This window comes from Klebsiella sp. M041, assembly GCF_059759695.1.
Genome location: NZ_JCAXWU010000003.1, coordinates 270815 through 286468 on the forward strand (window position 1 = coordinate 270815; position 15654 = coordinate 286468).

The 15654-nt window shown below is 56.9% G+C and carries 14 protein-coding genes and 1 pseudogene; 7 read left to right on the plus strand and 8 right to left on the minus strand.

What is annotated here, in order from left to right; translation table 11 throughout:
- Nucleotides 1-55 precede the first annotated feature (55 nt).
- Both acnB and yacL read left to right on the plus strand, forming a co-directional pair.
- The gene (gene acnB / locus AC6CWS_RS05120; protein WP_004204372.1) at nucleotides 56-2653 is read left to right on the plus strand and encodes a bifunctional aconitate hydratase 2/2-methylisocitrate dehydratase; all 2598 of its coding nucleotides are present in this window, start codon (nucleotides 56-58) and stop codon (nucleotides 2651-2653) included.
- Between the two features lie 187 nt (nucleotides 2654-2840).
- Complete coding sequence (yacL, locus tag AC6CWS_RS05125; protein ID WP_004204373.1) at nucleotides 2841-3203, plus strand: protein YacL; 363 nt, start codon at nucleotides 2841-2843, stop codon at nucleotides 3201-3203.
- A 155-nt stretch (nucleotides 3204-3358) separates the two neighbouring features.
- Here yacL and speD read toward each other — a convergent pair whose 3' ends face one another.
- From speD to AC6CWS_RS05155, 6 genes and pseudogenes are all read right to left on the minus strand, one after another.
- The gene (speD, locus tag AC6CWS_RS05130; protein ID WP_004204375.1) at nucleotides 3359-4153 is read right to left on the minus strand and encodes an adenosylmethionine decarboxylase; all 795 of its coding nucleotides are present in this window, start codon (nucleotides 4151-4153) and stop codon (nucleotides 3359-3361) included.
- 24 nt (nucleotides 4154-4177) lie between these two features.
- Nucleotides 4178-5038 (minus strand): polyamine aminopropyltransferase, encoded by an 861-nt coding sequence (gene speE / locus AC6CWS_RS05135; RefSeq protein WP_065882751.1) that lies wholly within the window; start codon nucleotides 5036-5038, stop codon nucleotides 4178-4180.
- Nucleotides 5039-5185: 147 nt separating this feature from the next.
- Nucleotides 5186-5956: an FKBP-type peptidyl-prolyl cis-trans isomerase N-terminal domain-containing protein gene (locus AC6CWS_RS05140; RefSeq protein WP_498256389.1), complete on the minus strand. Its 771-nt coding sequence runs from the start codon at nucleotides 5954-5956 to the stop codon at nucleotides 5186-5188.
- Between the two features lie 93 nt (nucleotides 5957-6049).
- Nucleotides 6050-6292, minus strand: a pseudogene (locus AC6CWS_RS05145) (peptidylprolyl isomerase); the annotation flags it as partial.
- Nucleotides 6293-7029: 737 nt separating this feature from the next.
- Complete coding sequence (locus AC6CWS_RS05150) at nucleotides 7030-7440, minus strand: YuaE family lipoprotein (RefSeq protein WP_023292003.1); 411 nt, start codon at nucleotides 7438-7440, stop codon at nucleotides 7030-7032.
- A 245-nt stretch (nucleotides 7441-7685) separates the two neighbouring features.
- Nucleotides 7686-8033 (minus strand): YacC family pilotin-like protein, encoded by a 348-nt coding sequence (locus AC6CWS_RS05155; protein WP_004204381.1) that lies wholly within the window; start codon nucleotides 8031-8033, stop codon nucleotides 7686-7688.
- Between the two features lie 145 nt (nucleotides 8034-8178).
- On the opposite strand from AC6CWS_RS05155, the gene cueO reads away from it, so the two are divergent.
- The gene (cueO, locus tag AC6CWS_RS05160) at nucleotides 8179-9780 is read left to right on the plus strand and encodes a multicopper oxidase CueO (RefSeq protein ID WP_043521999.1); all 1602 of its coding nucleotides are present in this window, start codon (nucleotides 8179-8181) and stop codon (nucleotides 9778-9780) included.
- Nucleotides 9781-9854: 74 nt separating this feature from the next.
- Here cueO and AC6CWS_RS05165 read toward each other — a convergent pair whose 3' ends face one another.
- A complete protein-coding gene (locus AC6CWS_RS05165; RefSeq protein WP_032455031.1) occupies nucleotides 9855-12245 on the minus strand; it encodes a glucose/quinate/shikimate family membrane-bound PQQ-dependent dehydrogenase in 2391 nt (796 codons plus the stop codon).
- A 79-nt stretch (nucleotides 12246-12324) separates the two neighbouring features.
- On the opposite strand from AC6CWS_RS05165, the gene AC6CWS_RS05170 reads away from it, so the two are divergent.
- Together AC6CWS_RS05170 and hpt are read left to right on the plus strand one after the other, a co-directional pair.
- Nucleotides 12325-12444 carry a hypothetical protein gene (locus AC6CWS_RS05170; protein WP_032426021.1) on the plus strand — a complete coding sequence of 40 codons (120 nt, stop codon included), beginning with the start codon at nucleotides 12325-12327 and terminating at the stop codon, nucleotides 12442-12444.
- Between the two features lie 4 nt (nucleotides 12445-12448).
- Nucleotides 12449-12985 (plus strand): hypoxanthine phosphoribosyltransferase, encoded by a 537-nt coding sequence (gene hpt / locus AC6CWS_RS05175; protein WP_004204384.1) that lies wholly within the window; start codon nucleotides 12449-12451, stop codon nucleotides 12983-12985.
- Between the two features lie 48 nt (nucleotides 12986-13033).
- Here hpt and can read toward each other — a convergent pair whose 3' ends face one another.
- Nucleotides 13034-13696 carry a carbonate dehydratase gene (gene can / locus AC6CWS_RS05180; protein WP_004204385.1) on the minus strand — a complete coding sequence of 221 codons (663 nt, stop codon included), beginning with the start codon at nucleotides 13694-13696 and terminating at the stop codon, nucleotides 13034-13036.
- A gap of 178 nt (nucleotides 13697-13874) precedes the next feature.
- Between can and AC6CWS_RS05185 the strand changes: the two genes are divergently transcribed.
- Entirely contained in the window at nucleotides 13875-14801 is a 927-nt protein-coding gene (locus AC6CWS_RS05185) for an ABC transporter ATP-binding protein (protein WP_004204387.1), read from the plus strand.
- On the plus strand, nucleotides 14798-15568 hold the full coding sequence (locus AC6CWS_RS05190) for an ABC transporter permease (RefSeq protein WP_004204389.1): 771 nt from the start codon (nucleotides 14798-14800) through the stop codon (nucleotides 15566-15568). Before AC6CWS_RS05185 ends, AC6CWS_RS05190 begins: the two co-directional genes overlap by 4 nt.
- The last annotated feature ends 86 nt before the right edge of the window (nucleotides 15569-15654 follow it).

Here is a 15654-nt window from a genome sequence, read left to right on the forward strand (position 1 = left end):
ATTGATTGAAGAGGTGTAGGCCGCATTATGACAATGAGAAGCGAGGAGAACCGTCGTGCTAGAAGAATACCGTAAGCACGTAGCTGAGCGTGCCGCCATGGGGATTGTTGCCAAACCCTTAGATGCAACCCAAATGGCCGCGCTGGTAGAACTGCTGAAAAACCCGCCTGCGGGCGAAGAAGAATTCCTGTTAGACCTGCTGATTAACCGTGTACCGCCGGGCGTCGACGAAGCCGCCTATGTTAAAGCTGGATTCCTTGCCGCGATCGCCAAAGGCGAAACGACCTCCCCCCTGGTTACCCCTGAAAAAGCCGTTGAACTGCTGGGCACCATGCAGGGCGGTTACAATATCCACCCGCTGATCGATGCCCTGGACGACGCGAAACTGGCGCCGATTGCCGCGAAAGCGCTGTCCCATACTCTGCTGATGTTCGATAACTTCTACGACGTGGAAGAGAAAGCGAAAGCGGGTAACGAGCACGCTAAACAGGTTATGCAATCCTGGGCCGACGCTGAGTGGTTCCTGAACCGCCCGCAGCTGGCAGAGAAAATCACCGTTACCGTTTTCAAGGTCACTGGCGAAACGAACACTGATGACCTGTCTCCGGCGCCGGATGCCTGGTCGCGTCCGGATATCCCGCTGCACGCCCTGGCGATGCTGAAAAACGCCCGCGAAGGCATTGAACCGGATCAGCCGGGCGTGGTTGGCCCGATCAAACAGATCGAAGCCCTGCAGCAGAAAGGCTACCCGCTGGCCTACGTCGGCGATGTGGTCGGGACCGGCTCTTCACGTAAATCGGCCACCAACTCGGTGCTGTGGTTTATGGGCGACGATATCCCGAACGTGCCGAACAAGCGCGGCGGCGGCCTGTGCCTGGGCGGCAAAATCGCGCCAATCTTCTTCAACACCATGGAAGATGCGGGCGCGCTGCCTATCGAAGTGGATGTGTCAAACCTGAACATGGGCGACGTCATCGACGTTTACCCGTTCAAAGGCGAAGTGCGTAATCACGAGACCAACGAACTGCTGGCCAGCTTCGAGCTGAAAACCGATGTGCTGATCGACGAAGTCCGTGCCGGCGGCCGTATCCCGCTGATCATCGGTCGCGGCCTGACCACCAAAGCACGTGAAGCGCTGGGTCTGCCGCACAGCGATGTCTTCCGTCAGGCGAAAGACGTAGCGGAAAGCACCCGCGGCTTCTCGCTGGCGCAGAAAATGGTTGGCCGCGCCTGCGGCGTTGCCGGTATCCGCCCGGGCGCCTACTGCGAGCCGAAAATGACCTCCGTCGGTTCTCAGGACACCACCGGTCCAATGACCCGTGATGAACTGAAAGACCTGGCGTGCCTGGGCTTCTCCGCTGACCTGGTGATGCAGTCCTTCTGCCACACTGCGGCCTATCCGAAGCCGGTTGACGTCACCACGCATCATACTCTGCCGGACTTCATTATGAACCGCGGCGGCGTCTCGCTGCGTCCGGGCGATGGCGTGATCCACTCCTGGCTGAACCGCATGCTGCTGCCGGATACCGTGGGCACCGGCGGCGACTCCCACACCCGTTTCCCCATCGGTATCTCCTTCCCGGCGGGCTCTGGTCTGGTGGCCTTCGCCGCCGCGACCGGCGTGATGCCGCTGGATATGCCGGAATCGGTGCTGGTGCGTTTCAAAGGTAAAATGCAGCCGGGCATTACGCTGCGCGACCTGGTCCACGCGATCCCGCTGTACGCCATCAAGCAGGGCCTGCTGACCGTTGAGAAGAAAGGTAAGAAAAACATCTTCTCTGGCCGCATCCTTGAGATTGAAGGTCTGCCGGATCTGAAAGTGGAGCAGGCGTTCGAGCTGACCGATGCCTCCGCTGAACGTTCTGCTGCAGGTTGCACCATCAAGCTGAACAAAGAGCCGATCGTTGAGTATCTGAACTCCAACATCGTCCTGCTGAAGTGGATGATCGCCGAAGGCTACGGCGACCGCCGTACCCTGGAGCGTCGTATCCAGGGCATGGAGAAATGGCTGGCGGATCCGCAGCTGCTGGAAGCCGATGCTGACGCGGAATACGCGGCAGTGATCGACATCGATCTGGCGGATATCAAAGAGCCGATTCTGTGCGCGCCGAACGATCCGGACGATGCCCGCCTGCTGTCTGACGTACAGGGCGAGAAAATCGACGAAGTGTTCATCGGCTCCTGCATGACCAACATCGGCCACTTCCGTGCCGCCGGTAAGCTGCTGGACAGCCACAAAGGCCAGTTGCCGACTCGCCTGTGGGTGGCGCCGCCAACCCGTATGGACGCCGCGCAGCTGACCGAAGAAGGTTACTACAGCGTATTTGGTAAGAGCGGGGCGCGTATCGAAATCCCTGGCTGTTCCCTGTGTATGGGTAACCAGGCGCGCGTCGCCGACGGTGCGACGGTGGTTTCCACCTCTACCCGTAACTTCCCGAACCGTTTAGGTACCGGCGCTAACGTCTATCTGGCCTCTGCCGAGCTGGCAGCGGTGGCTTCTCTGCTCGGTAAACTGCCGACGCCGGAAGAGTACCAGACCTTCGTGGCGCAGGTGGATAAGACAGCGGAAGATACCTATCGCTATCTGAACTTCAACCAGCTGGATCAGTACACTGAAAAAGCTGATGGCGTGATCTTCCAGACCGCGGTGTAAAACCAGTCGGTCAGCCTGGCTGACCGACTGGCTACAAACTCCCCAATGCCCGGTGAACATTGCATCACCGGGCATTTTTATTTCCAAACCTCCTGCCTGTTACGCTTTTTTTCTTTCGGTCTGCTGCGATAATTACTCCATGGGTACAGTGCAGCGGTGACGCATTGCCCTTGCAGAGGAAAAGACGATGGACTACGAATTTCTGCGCGATATTACCGGAGTGGTAAAGGTGCGAATGTCGATGGATCACGAGGCGATTGGCCACTGGTTCAACGAGGAGGTGAAAGACAATCTTGCTCTGCTTGACGAAGTGGAGCAGGCTGCGCGCACCGTGAAAGGCAGTGAACGTTCCTGGCAGCGTGCCGGACATGAATATACGCTGTGGCTGGATGGCGAAGAGGTGATGATCCGCGCCAATCAGCTGGAATTTTCCGGCGACGAAATCGAGGAGGGGATGAGCTACTACGACGAAGAAAGCCTCTCTCTGTGCGGTGTTGAGGATTTCCTGCAGGTGGTTGCCGCCTATCGTGAGTTTATGCAGCAGCGTTGATGACTCGTTTTGCGCCGGGCTGCGGAAAACCGTAGCCCGGCTAAGCGTCGCGTGCGCAGGGCACATCTCCGGTCGCGACGAGTACCTTTCCCCCGCTACCTGCCGGCGCAGAACCCAGGCCCGGCAAGCAAAAGCGCCGCCGGGCATTTGAGGCATTACACGGCAGGAATATTGCGGCCGTAGTAAATCTCGCGCATCTCTTTCCACAGCAGGTCGGTAATGACCTTGCGCTCTTCAGCGGTCAACTCTTCCGGTCGGGTATGGAACATGTAGTGCTTAAGGTCGAACTCCTTAAGCAACATTTTGGTATGGAAGATATTTTCCTGATAAACGTTGACGTCGACCATGTCATACAGCGACTTCATATCGTCAGACATAAAGTTCTGAATTGAGTTGATTTCATGATCGATAAAATGCTTCATCCCATTGATGTCGCGGGTAAAGCCGCGCACGCGGTAGTCAATGGTCACAATGTCCGATTCCAGCTGGTGGATCAGATAGTTCAGCGCTTTGAGCGGTGAAATAACCCCGCAGGTAGAGACTTCGATATCGGCGCGGAAGGTGCACAGGCCGCCTTCCGGGTGGCTCTCCGGATAGGTATGCACGCAGATATGGCTTTTATCGAGATGGGCGACCACGGTTTCAGGCAGCGGGCCGGGGTGTTCGGTCTGGTCGATAAGCCGCGGGTCGACGGGCTCTTCGCTTACCAGAATGGTCACGCTGGCGCCCTGGGGTTCATAATCCTGGCGGGCGATATTCAGGATATTAGCGCCAATAATAGAGCAGGTTTCGCTCAGGATCTCTGTCAGGCGATTGGCATTATAAAGTTCGTCGATATAGGCGATGTAGCCGTCGCGCTCTTCTGCCGTTTTGGCGTAACAGATATCGTAGATACAAAAACTCAGGCTTTTGGTCAGGTTGTTAAAGCCGTGCAGCTTCAATTTTTTCAATTTAGTTCACCCCCTTATTTCGCTTCACGGTGCGGACAGAGCATCATGCAGATATTGTGGTAAGGCGAAGGCCGCCGTATGGATTGCCGGATTGTAGTAACGGCAGGTCAGGTTGGCTTTGTGAAAGCGCGCCTGAATGATTTCGCTGGAAAGATGGCGCAGCGCCTCGTTGTCGCTCGCCCAGGCAAAGGTCATTATCCCGCCGTAATAGGTCGGAATCGCCGCCTGGTAGAAGCTGACGTCGCGAAAATAGTGGCTCAGTTTGCGATGGCTGCCGACCGCTTCATCCTGCTGCAGGAAGCAGACGCCGTTCTGCGCAACGAAAATCCCTCCCGGATTCAGGCAGCGTTTGCAGCCTTCATAAAAAGCCGAGGTGAAGAGGCTTTCCCCCGGGCCAATAGGGTCGGTACAGTCTGAAATGATCACATCAAACGTTTGCGTCGTCTGGTTAACAAAATTGACGCCGTCATCAATCACCAGCGTAAAGCGCGGATCGTCATAGGCGCCGGCGCTATGGTTGGGCAGGTACTGGCGGCAGAATGAGACCACCCCGGCGTCGATTTCCACCATGGTGATGCTTTCGATGCTGCGATGACGAGAGACTTCGCGCAGCATCGCGCCATCGCCGCCGCCGATGATCAGGACATGCTTGGCGTTGCCGTGAGCCAGCAGCGGCACGTGGGTCATCATTTCGTGATAGATAAACTCATCGCGTTCGGTGGTTTGCACGACGCCATCCAGCGCCATCACCCGGCCAAAGGCGTGGTTGTCAAAGATGATCAGATCCTGATGATCGGTTTTTTCGTGGTACAGCACGTTATCAACGCTAAAGTACTGACCAAAATGGTCATGCAGCGTTTCATGCCACAGTGGATTATCGGCCACGGTGAGGCTCCTCCTTCGTTAACATCTGTTACACTCGTAAAACGAGTGCAACATCATAGACAACTATAGATGAGGATGCACGGCGGTTATTGCAGCAATTCGGCAGGAATAACAGCACCGCCCGGAGAGGGCGGTGGGGAGACAGGGCTATTTTGCCGGCGCGGGTTGGCTATCCACTATCCGCACGGAATAGACCATGGTGGCGCCTGGGGGGATCTTCGGTGGCAACCCTTTACTGCCATAGGCTTTGTCGGGCGGGACGACCAGCGTCACGGAGCCGTGGTTCTGCAGGCGCTTCAGCGGCCCGCGAAATACCGGGGGATAGGCATCCAGTTTCTGGGTAAGCGCCTGATCTTTCGTCTCCATATCATTGATCACCGTTCCGTCCGTCAGCATCTCTTTGATCACCACGGTCACCAGATCGTTGCCGCTAATCTTTCCTTTACCCGGGTAATCGATACGGCTGTAGACGCCCTCTTTGAAGACCACACCTTTTTTGCGCGCAAACGCCTGCTGGTATTTCTGACCGGCGCTGATGTTTTTCTGCTCGATTTTATTCAGGTTCTGGAAAACCTGCTGTGAAATGTCAAACAGCGCTTTATTACGCGCCTGTTCGCCGAGGCGAAGCTGGCCGCTGAAAGCATCTTCGATGCCCTGCAGCACCAGGCCAGCGTCGACGTTAACTCCCTGAGTGCGACGAGTCGTGAGGACGTTAAGCGCCTCTGTACCCATCGAGGCGCCGATGGCGTAAGCCTGCTGTTCACCTGGCGCGCTGAGTTTGGCGGCGGTTTTGCCGGTGGTATTTCTCGGCGTGACCGTCAGCTGCGTCCGCAGCAGCTGGATTTCATCCTCTTTCATCCGCAGCTGGGCGTTATCTTTGTCCGCCTGCAGGCGATAGGCCGCCACTATGGCCGCCATCTCGGGGGGCTCATCTTTTGCCGCCACGGCGGCATCGGCGCGGCTCGATGGCGCTTTCTCCGCCGCGGCGAGCCGGTTAGCCAGCGACTGCTTATCGGCGTTAAGGGTTTTGATCTGGTCGAGGGCGGTCTGCTTCTCTTTTTCCGCCGCCGCCAGCCGGTTGACCAGCGGCTGTTTGTCGGCGTTAAGTGCTTTGACCTGGTCGAGGGCGGCCTGTTTCTCTTTTTCGGCCGCCGTCAGCCGGTTGACCAGCGGCTGTTTATCAGCGTTAAGAGTTTTGACCTGGTCGAGAGCAGCCTGCTTCTCTTTTTCCGCCGCCGCCAGCCGGTTAGCCAGAGACTGCTTATCGGCGTTAAGGGTTTTGACCTGGTCGAGGGCGGTCTGCTTCTCTTTTTCCGTCGCCGCCAGCCGGTTGACCAACGGCTGTTTGTCGGCGTTAAGGGTTTTGACCTGGTCGAGGGTGGTCTGCTGCGCCTTCTCTGCCGCGGCGAGCCGGTTAGCCAGCGTCTGCTTATCTGTATTCAGAGCGGTGAGGCTGGCGCTGAGCCGTTTATTTTCAGCTGCGGCTTGCTGAAGCTGTAACGTTAATTGTTGGATCTGCTTCAGCGCGGCGGCCTGACTTTGCTGCAGAGTCGTATTCTGGACTGCGCCTTCTTTTTTAATTAACGCCTCATTTTTCGCGGTGGCGGCGGTTAAGGCGATCTGTAATTCTTTTATTTTGTTATTTAAGGCCGCATGCTCATTCGCGATGGAGGTTTCTGTGGCCGGAGTGTTAGCAAGCTGTTTTTTTAATTGCTGAATAGTTTTATTTTTTTGCTCAATCGTCGCCTGCTGGTTGACGATTCTTTTTTGCAATTGTGCGGTATTGGGCGTCTTTTTTTTATTATCTGCAGGTTGACGATCGCCTGACGTTTGCTTTGCGGTTGCAGCATCGCTTTTTTCATGCGCCTGGGTTTGCTGCTGGGCGTAGTCAAGAAACGCCGGCGCGGCGCCGGCGAAGAAAGGTGTTGAAAGCGCCAGCGCCGCGACGAGCATCAGCAGGGGCGCGTTGAGGGTCAGCGTGGCGGCTCTGTTCATGGCTGCTTGCTTTCACCCCGCTGTACCAGGCTATCGATTAGCGTTTTCTGAATATCGGCGCACAATTTGATGGATTTAAACTGATACATGGAGTCAATGCCAAGCCGGGTGGGATCCGCCACTTTCTCGCGCACGCTGTTATATTGTGACGCCGCACGCACTAAGGCATTGAAGTCATTGCTGAGTTTGGTTGCCTGCTGTGGGTTAACCTCTTTTAGCGAGTCCAGCGCCTGTCGGCAGGATTCAATGCGCGCTTGTTCGCTGGCCGCTCGCTCCTGCTCTGCCTGCTGCTGCGACGTTAGCGGGGTGGTGAGCGGTTTTACCTGCTGGCGAGGGGCGGTATTGCTACAGCCGGCTAATAACATAGCGGCAAGTGGAATAATACGAAGAGTCAGCGAGATATTCACAATTTCAGTCCATGAAGTAGATATATTTTCAACGGATTCTAAAAGGCTGCTTTTTATTTTGCAATATATCATCTGGGATATTTTATTGTTTTTATCTGGCAGGGCTGTTAGTACGGGTTTAATTTATTTATTGGCTTGATATATTGCGAGGTAGATAAAATTTATTTTGTATAAAATAATAATGGTAAATACTAAAGGCGGGTGAGTCGGGGAAAAGCGCGGCGCGTTGCCGCCCGCGCGGGAAATTATTTGACGTAAGCCAGCAGGCTAAGTGAATCGCGGGCCAGCGCTTTACATTTTTTTGCCGTCGGAAGGTTAATGCCGCTGAGATCGCGATAGCTGTCTTCGCCAAGGGCTTTCATGTTGTAGCTGTCGTAGTTGCTCAGATCCCATTGGTTCTGCTGAGCAAAGAACACCAGGGCGCGACGGATCTGCGTGTTGGGCAGGTTCTGGTAGCCACAGTCGTTTTTCAGAAACACAAAAACCGCGGTTAAATCAGCCATGTCTTCCGCTTCTGATTCGCTGAGCGCGTAGCTGTTGGCGGAGAGAGTAAGCAGGCTGCCGAGTACCATTGTTCTGAAAAGCGTCTTCATTTTTTCTACCGTTAGATCACCGACGCTTCAAATTAGCATACTTCTTTACACAGCGCCGATCTTTATTCTTACTCTTCTGCTTGACCTTCCCGTTACGGTAGGGTTTAAGCTCAAATATTCGCCCGCAGAATAAAAGGATGTGAATATGCAACGTCGAGACTTCCTCAAACTGACCGCTGCGGTCAGCATGGCCAGCGCGTTACCGCTTTGGAGCCGTGCGGTCTTTGCGGCCAGTCGCCCGGCCCTGCCGGTACCGCCGCTGTTGACGGCTGATGCGCGCAACCGTATCGCGCTGACCATCCAGGCGGGCAAAACGCAGTTTGGCGCTTTGAACGCCACCACCTGGGGGTATAACGGTTCGCTACTGGGTCCCGCGCTGCAGCTGACGCAGGGGAAGGCTATCACGGTGGACATTACCAACCAGCTGGCAGAGGAGACGACGCTGCACTGGCATGGTCTGGAGGTACCCGGCGAGGTCGACGGAGGACCGCAGGGGGTCATCGCCCCGGGCGCCACTCGGACGGTGAGCTTCACGCCAACGCAGCGGGCGGCCACCTGCTGGTTTCACCCGCATCAGCACGGGACCACCGGTCGGCAGGTGGCGATGGGGCTGGCGGGGCTGGTGCTGATCGAGGATGAAGAGAGCGGACGCCTGCTGTTGCCGAAGCAGTGGGGAATCGATGATGTACCGGTGATTGTTCAGGACAAGAAGTTTACCGCCGCTGGCGAAATTGATTATCAGCTGGATGTGATGAGCGCTGCCGTCGGCTGGTTTGGCGATACGCTGCTGACCAATGGCGCTCTCTATCCTGAACATGCCGCCCCGCGAGGCTGGCTACGTCTGCGCTTGCTGAACGGCTGTAATGCCCGTTCCCTCAATTTTGCGACCAGCGATAAGCGCCCGCTGTACGTGGTGGCCAGCGACGGCGGTCTGCTGGCAGAGCCGGTGAAGGTCAATGAATTGCCGGTCTTGATGGGGGAGCGTTTTGAGGTGCTGGTGGACACCAGCGACGGCAAACCTTTTGATCTGGTGACCCTGCCGGTGAGCCAGATGGGCATGGCCATTGCGCCTTTTGATAAACCACAGCCGGTACTGCGCGTCCAGCCGCTGGTCATTCCTGCCTCCGGTAAGCTGCTGGATACCCTGGCCGCTATGCCGGCGCTACCTTCTCTGACGGGGCTGACGCAGCGTCAGCTCCAGCTGTCGATGGATCCGATGCTCGACAGGATGGGCATGCAGGCGCTGATGGAGAAATATGGCGATCAGGCGATGGCCGGAATGGATCACGGCATGATGGGGCACGGCGGGATGGGCGACATGGGGAATATGCACCATGGCGACATGAGCAACATGAACCACGGGTCCGGCATGGATCATGGCATGTCGTCGGGCAAGGGATTTGATTTCCATAACGCCAACCGCATCAACGGCAAAGCCTTCGACATGAATGTGCCGATGTTCGCCGCCGCCAGAGGCCAGTATGAGCGCTGGGTGATTTCGGGTAAGGGCGACATGATGCTGCATCCGTTCCATATCCACGGCACCCAGTTCCGCATCCTGAGCGAAAACGGCAAGCCGCCAGCGGCGCATCGTCGCGGCTGGAAAGACACCGTGCGTGTGGAAGGGGACGTGAGTGAAGTATTAGTGAAGTTTGATCATCCGGCGCCGAAGGAGTTTGCCTATATGGCCCACTGCCACCTGCTGGAACATGAAGACACCGGGATGATGTTGGGGTTCACGGTTTAGGGCGGTATAGCCCTGGCGCGTGGGAGAGGGGATAAAGACAAAAAAAACGGCAACTTTCGTTGCCGTTTTGCGTTTTATTTCGCCTCATCCGGGAGCGCATAGGCGACGATATAATCGCCCATTTTGGTACCGAACGAGCCGTGACCGCCGGCAGAGATGACAACATACTGTTTGCCATTCACTTCGTAGGTCATCGGGGTGGCCTGACCGCCGGCTGGCAGACGGGCTTCCCACAGCTTCTCACCATTGCTCATATTGTACGCGCGCAGGTAGTTATCCGCGGTCGCGCCGATGAACAGAACGTTGCCCGCCGTGGAGATCGGACCGCCCAGCATCGGCATACCCATGGTGAATGGGAGTTTAACCGGCATCGGGAACGGCAGGCTGTCCTGCGGGGTACCGATACGTTTTTTCCATACCACTTCGTTAGTTTTCAGATCCAGCGCGGAGATATAGCCCCAGGCCGGCTGTTTGCACGGCAGACCGAACGGCGACAGGAACGGGTTCAGGGTGACGCCGTACGGGACGCCGTACTGCGGCTGCACGCCGGACTCGGTGCCTGAGCCTTTCGCATCTTTCGGCGGCTCCATTGGGTTGCCCGGGCCGCGTGGGATCAGTTTAGAGACGAACGGCAGCGCCATCGGGTTGGCGATAGCCACCTGACGGTTCGGATCGACGGAGATACCGCCCCATTCAAACATCCCCAGGTTACCCGGGAAGACGAGGGTGCCCTGCTCAGATGGCGGGGTGAAGATACCCTCATAGCGCATCTGATGGAAAATCACGCGGCACACCAGCTGGTCGAACATGGTGGCGCCCCACATGTCCGCCCCGGTCAGATCTTTCTTCGGACGGAAGCTCAGATCGGAGAACGGCTGGGTTTTGGCGACGTAATCGCCTTTGGCGGCGCCCTGCGGAACCGGTTTTTCCGGGGCCGGGACCACCAGCTCGCCGTTACGGCGATCCAGCACGAAGATGTTGCCGGTTTTCGCCGGAGCATAGACGACCGGCACGGTTTTGCCATTGACTTCAATGTCAGCCAGCGTCGGCTGGGAAGGCATGTCCATATCCCACAGGTCGTGGTGGACGGTCTGGTAGCTCCAGGCCAGCTTACCGGTGGTGGCGTTCAGCGCGACAATCGAGCTGGCATAGCGCTCTTGCTCAGGCGTGCGGTTACCGCCCCAGATATCCGGAGTGGTCACGCCCATCGGCAGATAGACCAGATCCAGTTTGGCGTCGTAGGCGGCAGGCGCCCAGGAGTTGGGTGAGTTGAGCGTGAAGTGATGCTCATCGCTTGGGATGGCGTTCGGATCTTTCGCGCCCGGATCGAAGGCCCACAGCAGTTTCCCGGTATTCACATCAAAGCCGCGGATCACGCCTGACGGCTCGCGGGTAGAGAAGTTATCGGTAACTGCGCCGGCAATCACGATGGTCTTATCGGTGATAATCGGCGGGGAAGTGGGTTCATACATGCCCGGCGTGGTCACCGGCATGTTGGTCTGCAGGTTGAGAATACCTTTGTTGGCAAAGGTTTCGCACAGCTTACCGTTGTCGGCGTTCACTGCGAACAGGCGACCATCGTTCACCGGCAGGATAATGCGGCGCGGACAGTCGGCGACGACGTCGGCAGGGGCGTTATCCGCTTTCGCTTCGTGATACGAGACACCGCGGCAGGTGACGTGCTGGAACGACGGGTCGGCGTTCAGCTGCGGGTCAAAATGCCACTTCTCTTTACCGGAGGCGGCGTCAAGCGCGAACAGACGCTGGTGGGCGGTACACAGGAAGAGCGTGTCGCCGACTTTAATCGGCGTCACTTCGTTAGTGATTTCACCCGGATCGTTCGGCTGTTTCAGGTCGCCGGTGCGGAACACCCAGGCTTCCTTCAGGTTCTTCACGTTGTCGGCGTTAATCTGCTTCAGCGGGGAGAAGCGCTGGCCTTCCTGGTTGCGGCCATAGGCCGGCCAGTCGCCGTCAGCAACGTTGGAGATCGGCGCCGCCGGGGTGGCGTCGGCGCTCAGAGTGCCGTTGATCTCCTGCGGGTCGTTAAAACCGGCCCAGGTCAGCATGCCGCCGCTGATCAGCAAGGCGACGACCAGCGCGCCTACGGCGCCAGCGGAAGGCACCGGCAGACGACGCCAGACAAAGGGCAGGATCAGCCAGATACCAAAGAAGACGAGGATATCGCTACGCGGCGTCAGCGCCCAGAAGTCGAAGCCGACTTCCCAGACGCCCCAGATCATGGTCGCCAGCAGCAGCGCGGCGTACAGCCACAGCGCAGCGCGCTTGCCGCGGAACAGCATCACGGTCACGCCCAGCATCACCAGACCGGCGACGGGGTAGTACCAGGAGCCGCCAAGCACGACCAGCCATGCTCCGCCGATTAAAAGATAGAGGCCGCAGAACGCTGCAAATAGCGCAGTCAGCGTCACCAGGAGCCTTGATTGTTGAGACTTTGTTTCAGCCATAGAAAGTTACTCATGTGTTTGTTAATTTTTTAACTGCAATTAATTATAGGATTTAACAAGTGTGATCGGAATCACAAATATGGCTTTATTAATCCCTGCACCGCAGATTTCTTTTTGCTGGTATACTGGATGGCTTGCCGGTCATCGTCGGGGCGAAAGCAGCGGCTTTGATGATTTATATTTAGAATCAAATGGTTAGTCTTATGAAACATACTGTAGAAGTGATGATCCCGGAATCCGAGATCAAAGCGCGCATCGCGGAACTGGGTCGTCAAATCAACGAACATTATCAGGACAGCGGCAGCGAAATGGTGCTGGTGGGGCTGCTGCGCGGCTCGTTTATGTTCATGGCCGACCTGTGCCGTGAAGTGCAGGTGCCGCATGAAGTCGATTTTATGACCGCCTCGAGCTACGGCAGCGGCATGTCCACTACCCGTGATGTGAAAATCCTCAAAGATCTGGACGAAGACATCCGTGGTAAAGACGTTCTGATCGTGGAAGATATCATCGACTCCGGCAATACCCTGTCTAAAGTGCGTGAGATCCTCAGCTTGCGCGAGCCGAAGTCGCTGGCCATTTGTACGCTGCTGGATAAACCAAGCCGCCGTGAAGTGAATGTCCCGGTTGAGTTCGTCGGTTTCGCCATTCCGGACGAGTTCGTGGTGGGCTACGGTATCGACTACGCTCAGCGCTACCGCCATCTGCCGTATATCGGCAAAGTCACCCTGCTGGACGAGTAAGGGGATATCCCACTCTGGCGCGCGCGCCAGAGTGGCTAAGTCTGAAGGCTATTTGTGGTTGATGTGCTTGATCTTGAGGTTGGAGATCCCGTGGCGATAGCGCTGTTCAAGGGTTTCCCGGCTCACGGCGGTCACATCCAGATCGCGCAGCAGTCCGTCGTGAATGCCATATGCCCAGCCGTGGATGGTCACCTTCTGTCCGCGCTTCCACGCCGATTGCATAATCGTCGAATGTCCCAGGTTGTACACCTGCTCCATTACGTTCAGTTCACAAAGGGTATCCAGACGGCGCTCCTCCGGCATTTCCCCCAGCAGCGAGCTGTGTTTAAACCAGATATCGCGGATATGCAGCAGCCAGTTGTCGATGAGCCCCAGCTCCGGGTTCTCCACCGCCGCCTGTACGCCGCCGCAGCCGTAGTGGCCGCAGATAATAATGTGCTCGACTTCGAGAACATCGACGGCATACTGCACCACCGACAGGCAGTTGAGGTCGGTGTGGATCACCAGATTCGCCACGTTACGATGCACAAACAGTTCGCCTGGCTCCAGGCCGGTGAGTCGCTCAGCGGGAACGCGGCTGTCAGAACAGCCAATCCACAGGAAGCGCGGTTTCTGCGTTTGCGACAGTTTCTCAAAAAAGCCGGGGTCCTCTTCCACCAGCATTTTTGACCATAGTGCATTGTTGCTGATGAGTGTATCTATATCATTCATGGACGTTATCGGCCTGTAACCAAGTAAGTGCGTTGCGCTAATATAGGGTAAGCTCACCTTTTTTAAAACCATCTTAACCCGTGATACTTCCGGCTGCAGATGCGCTGGCCGCGGCAGTACAGCGCAAACGTCAGTCAGGCGGGTTAATGACGTGTCATGACACGAGAAGAGATATTTAATGACCATTGCTCTGGAATTAAAACAGCTCAAAAAAACCTACCCCGGCGGGGTTCAGGCGCTGCGGGGAATTGACCTGCAGGTTGAAGCGGGGGATTTCTATGCCCTGCTGGGCCCGAACGGGGCGGGAAAATCCACGACGATCGGCATCATCAGCTCGCTGGTGAACAAAACCTCCGGTCAGGTCAATGTCTTTGGCTACGATCTGGAGAAAGACGTCGTTAACGCCAAGCGCCAGCTTGGCCTGGTGCCGCAGGAGTTTAACTTTAACCCGTTCGAGACCGTGCAGCAGATCGTCGTTAACCAGGCGGGCTACTACGGCGTTGAGCGTAAAGAAGCCATCGCCCGCAGCGAAAAGTACTTAAAACAGCTCGATCTGTGGGAAAAACGCAGCGAACGCGCGCGGATGCTTTCCGGCGGGATGAAGCGCCGCCTGATGATCGCTCGCGCGTTGATGCATGAGCCGAAGCTGCTGATCCTCGACGAGCCGACCGCCGGCGTCGATATCGAACTACGCCGCTCGATGTGGGGCTTCCTCAAGGATCTCAACGATCGCGGAACCACCATTATTCTGACCACCCACTATCTGGAAGAGGCCGAAATGCTGTGCCGCAACATCGGCATCATCCAGCACGGTACGCTGGTGGAAAACACCTCGATGAAAGCGCTGCTGTCGAAGCTGAAATCAGAGACCTTTATTCTCGACCTCGCGCCAAAAAGCCCGGTGCCGAAGCTCGAGGGCTACCAGTATCAGCTGGTCGATACCTCGACGCTGGAAGTGGAGGTCCTGCGCGAGCAGGGGATTAACAGCGTTTTCGCGCAGCTGAGCGCCCAGGGGGTGCAGGTATTGAGTATGCGTAACAAAGCCAACCGTCTGGAAGAGCTGTTTGTCACCCTGGTGCATGAGCGAAAAGGAGAGTCAGCATGATGCAGCTTTATTGGGTCGCGCTGAAAAGCATCTGGACCAAAGAGATCCACCGTTTTATGCGCATCTGGGTGCAGACGCTGGTGCCGCCGGTGATCACCATGACCCTGTACTTCGTGATTTTCGGTAACCTGATCGGGTCGCGCATCGGCGAGATGCATGGCTTTACCTACATGCAGTTTATCGTGCCGGGCCTGATCATGATGGCGGTGATCACCAACGCTTACGCCAACGTCGCCTCGTCGTTCTTCAGCGCCAAGTTTCAGCGCAACATTGAGGAGCTGCTGGTGGCGCCGGTGCCGACGCACGTGATTATCGCCGGCTACGTGGGCGGCGGGGTGGCGCGCGGGCTGTGCGTGGGTATCCTGGTGACCGCGGTGTCGCTGTTCTTTGTGCCGTTCCAGGTTCACTCCTGGCTGTTTGTCGCCCTGACGCTGCTCCTCACCGCGGTGCTGTTCTCGCTGGCCGGACTGCTGAACGCGGTGTTTGCCAAGACCTTCGATGACATCAGCCTGATCCCGACCTTTGTGCTGACGCCGCTGACCTATCTCGGCGGGGTGTTCTACTCGCTGACCCTGCTGCCGCCGTTCTGGCAGGGGCTGTCGCATCTGAACCCCATCGTCTACATGATCAGCGGCTTCCGCTTCGGCTTCCTCGGTATCAACGATGTGCCGCTGGTGACCACCTTTGCGGTGCTGGTGGTCTTCATCGTCGCCTTCTATCTCCTCTGCTGGTCGTTAATCCAGCGCGGTCGCGGCCTGCGTAGCTGATACTCATCACGGTTAGCGCTTCCGGACGTCAATACGCGAAGCGCTAACCGCTTATCTTTGACCCCCATCACCGATACGCCATCTTC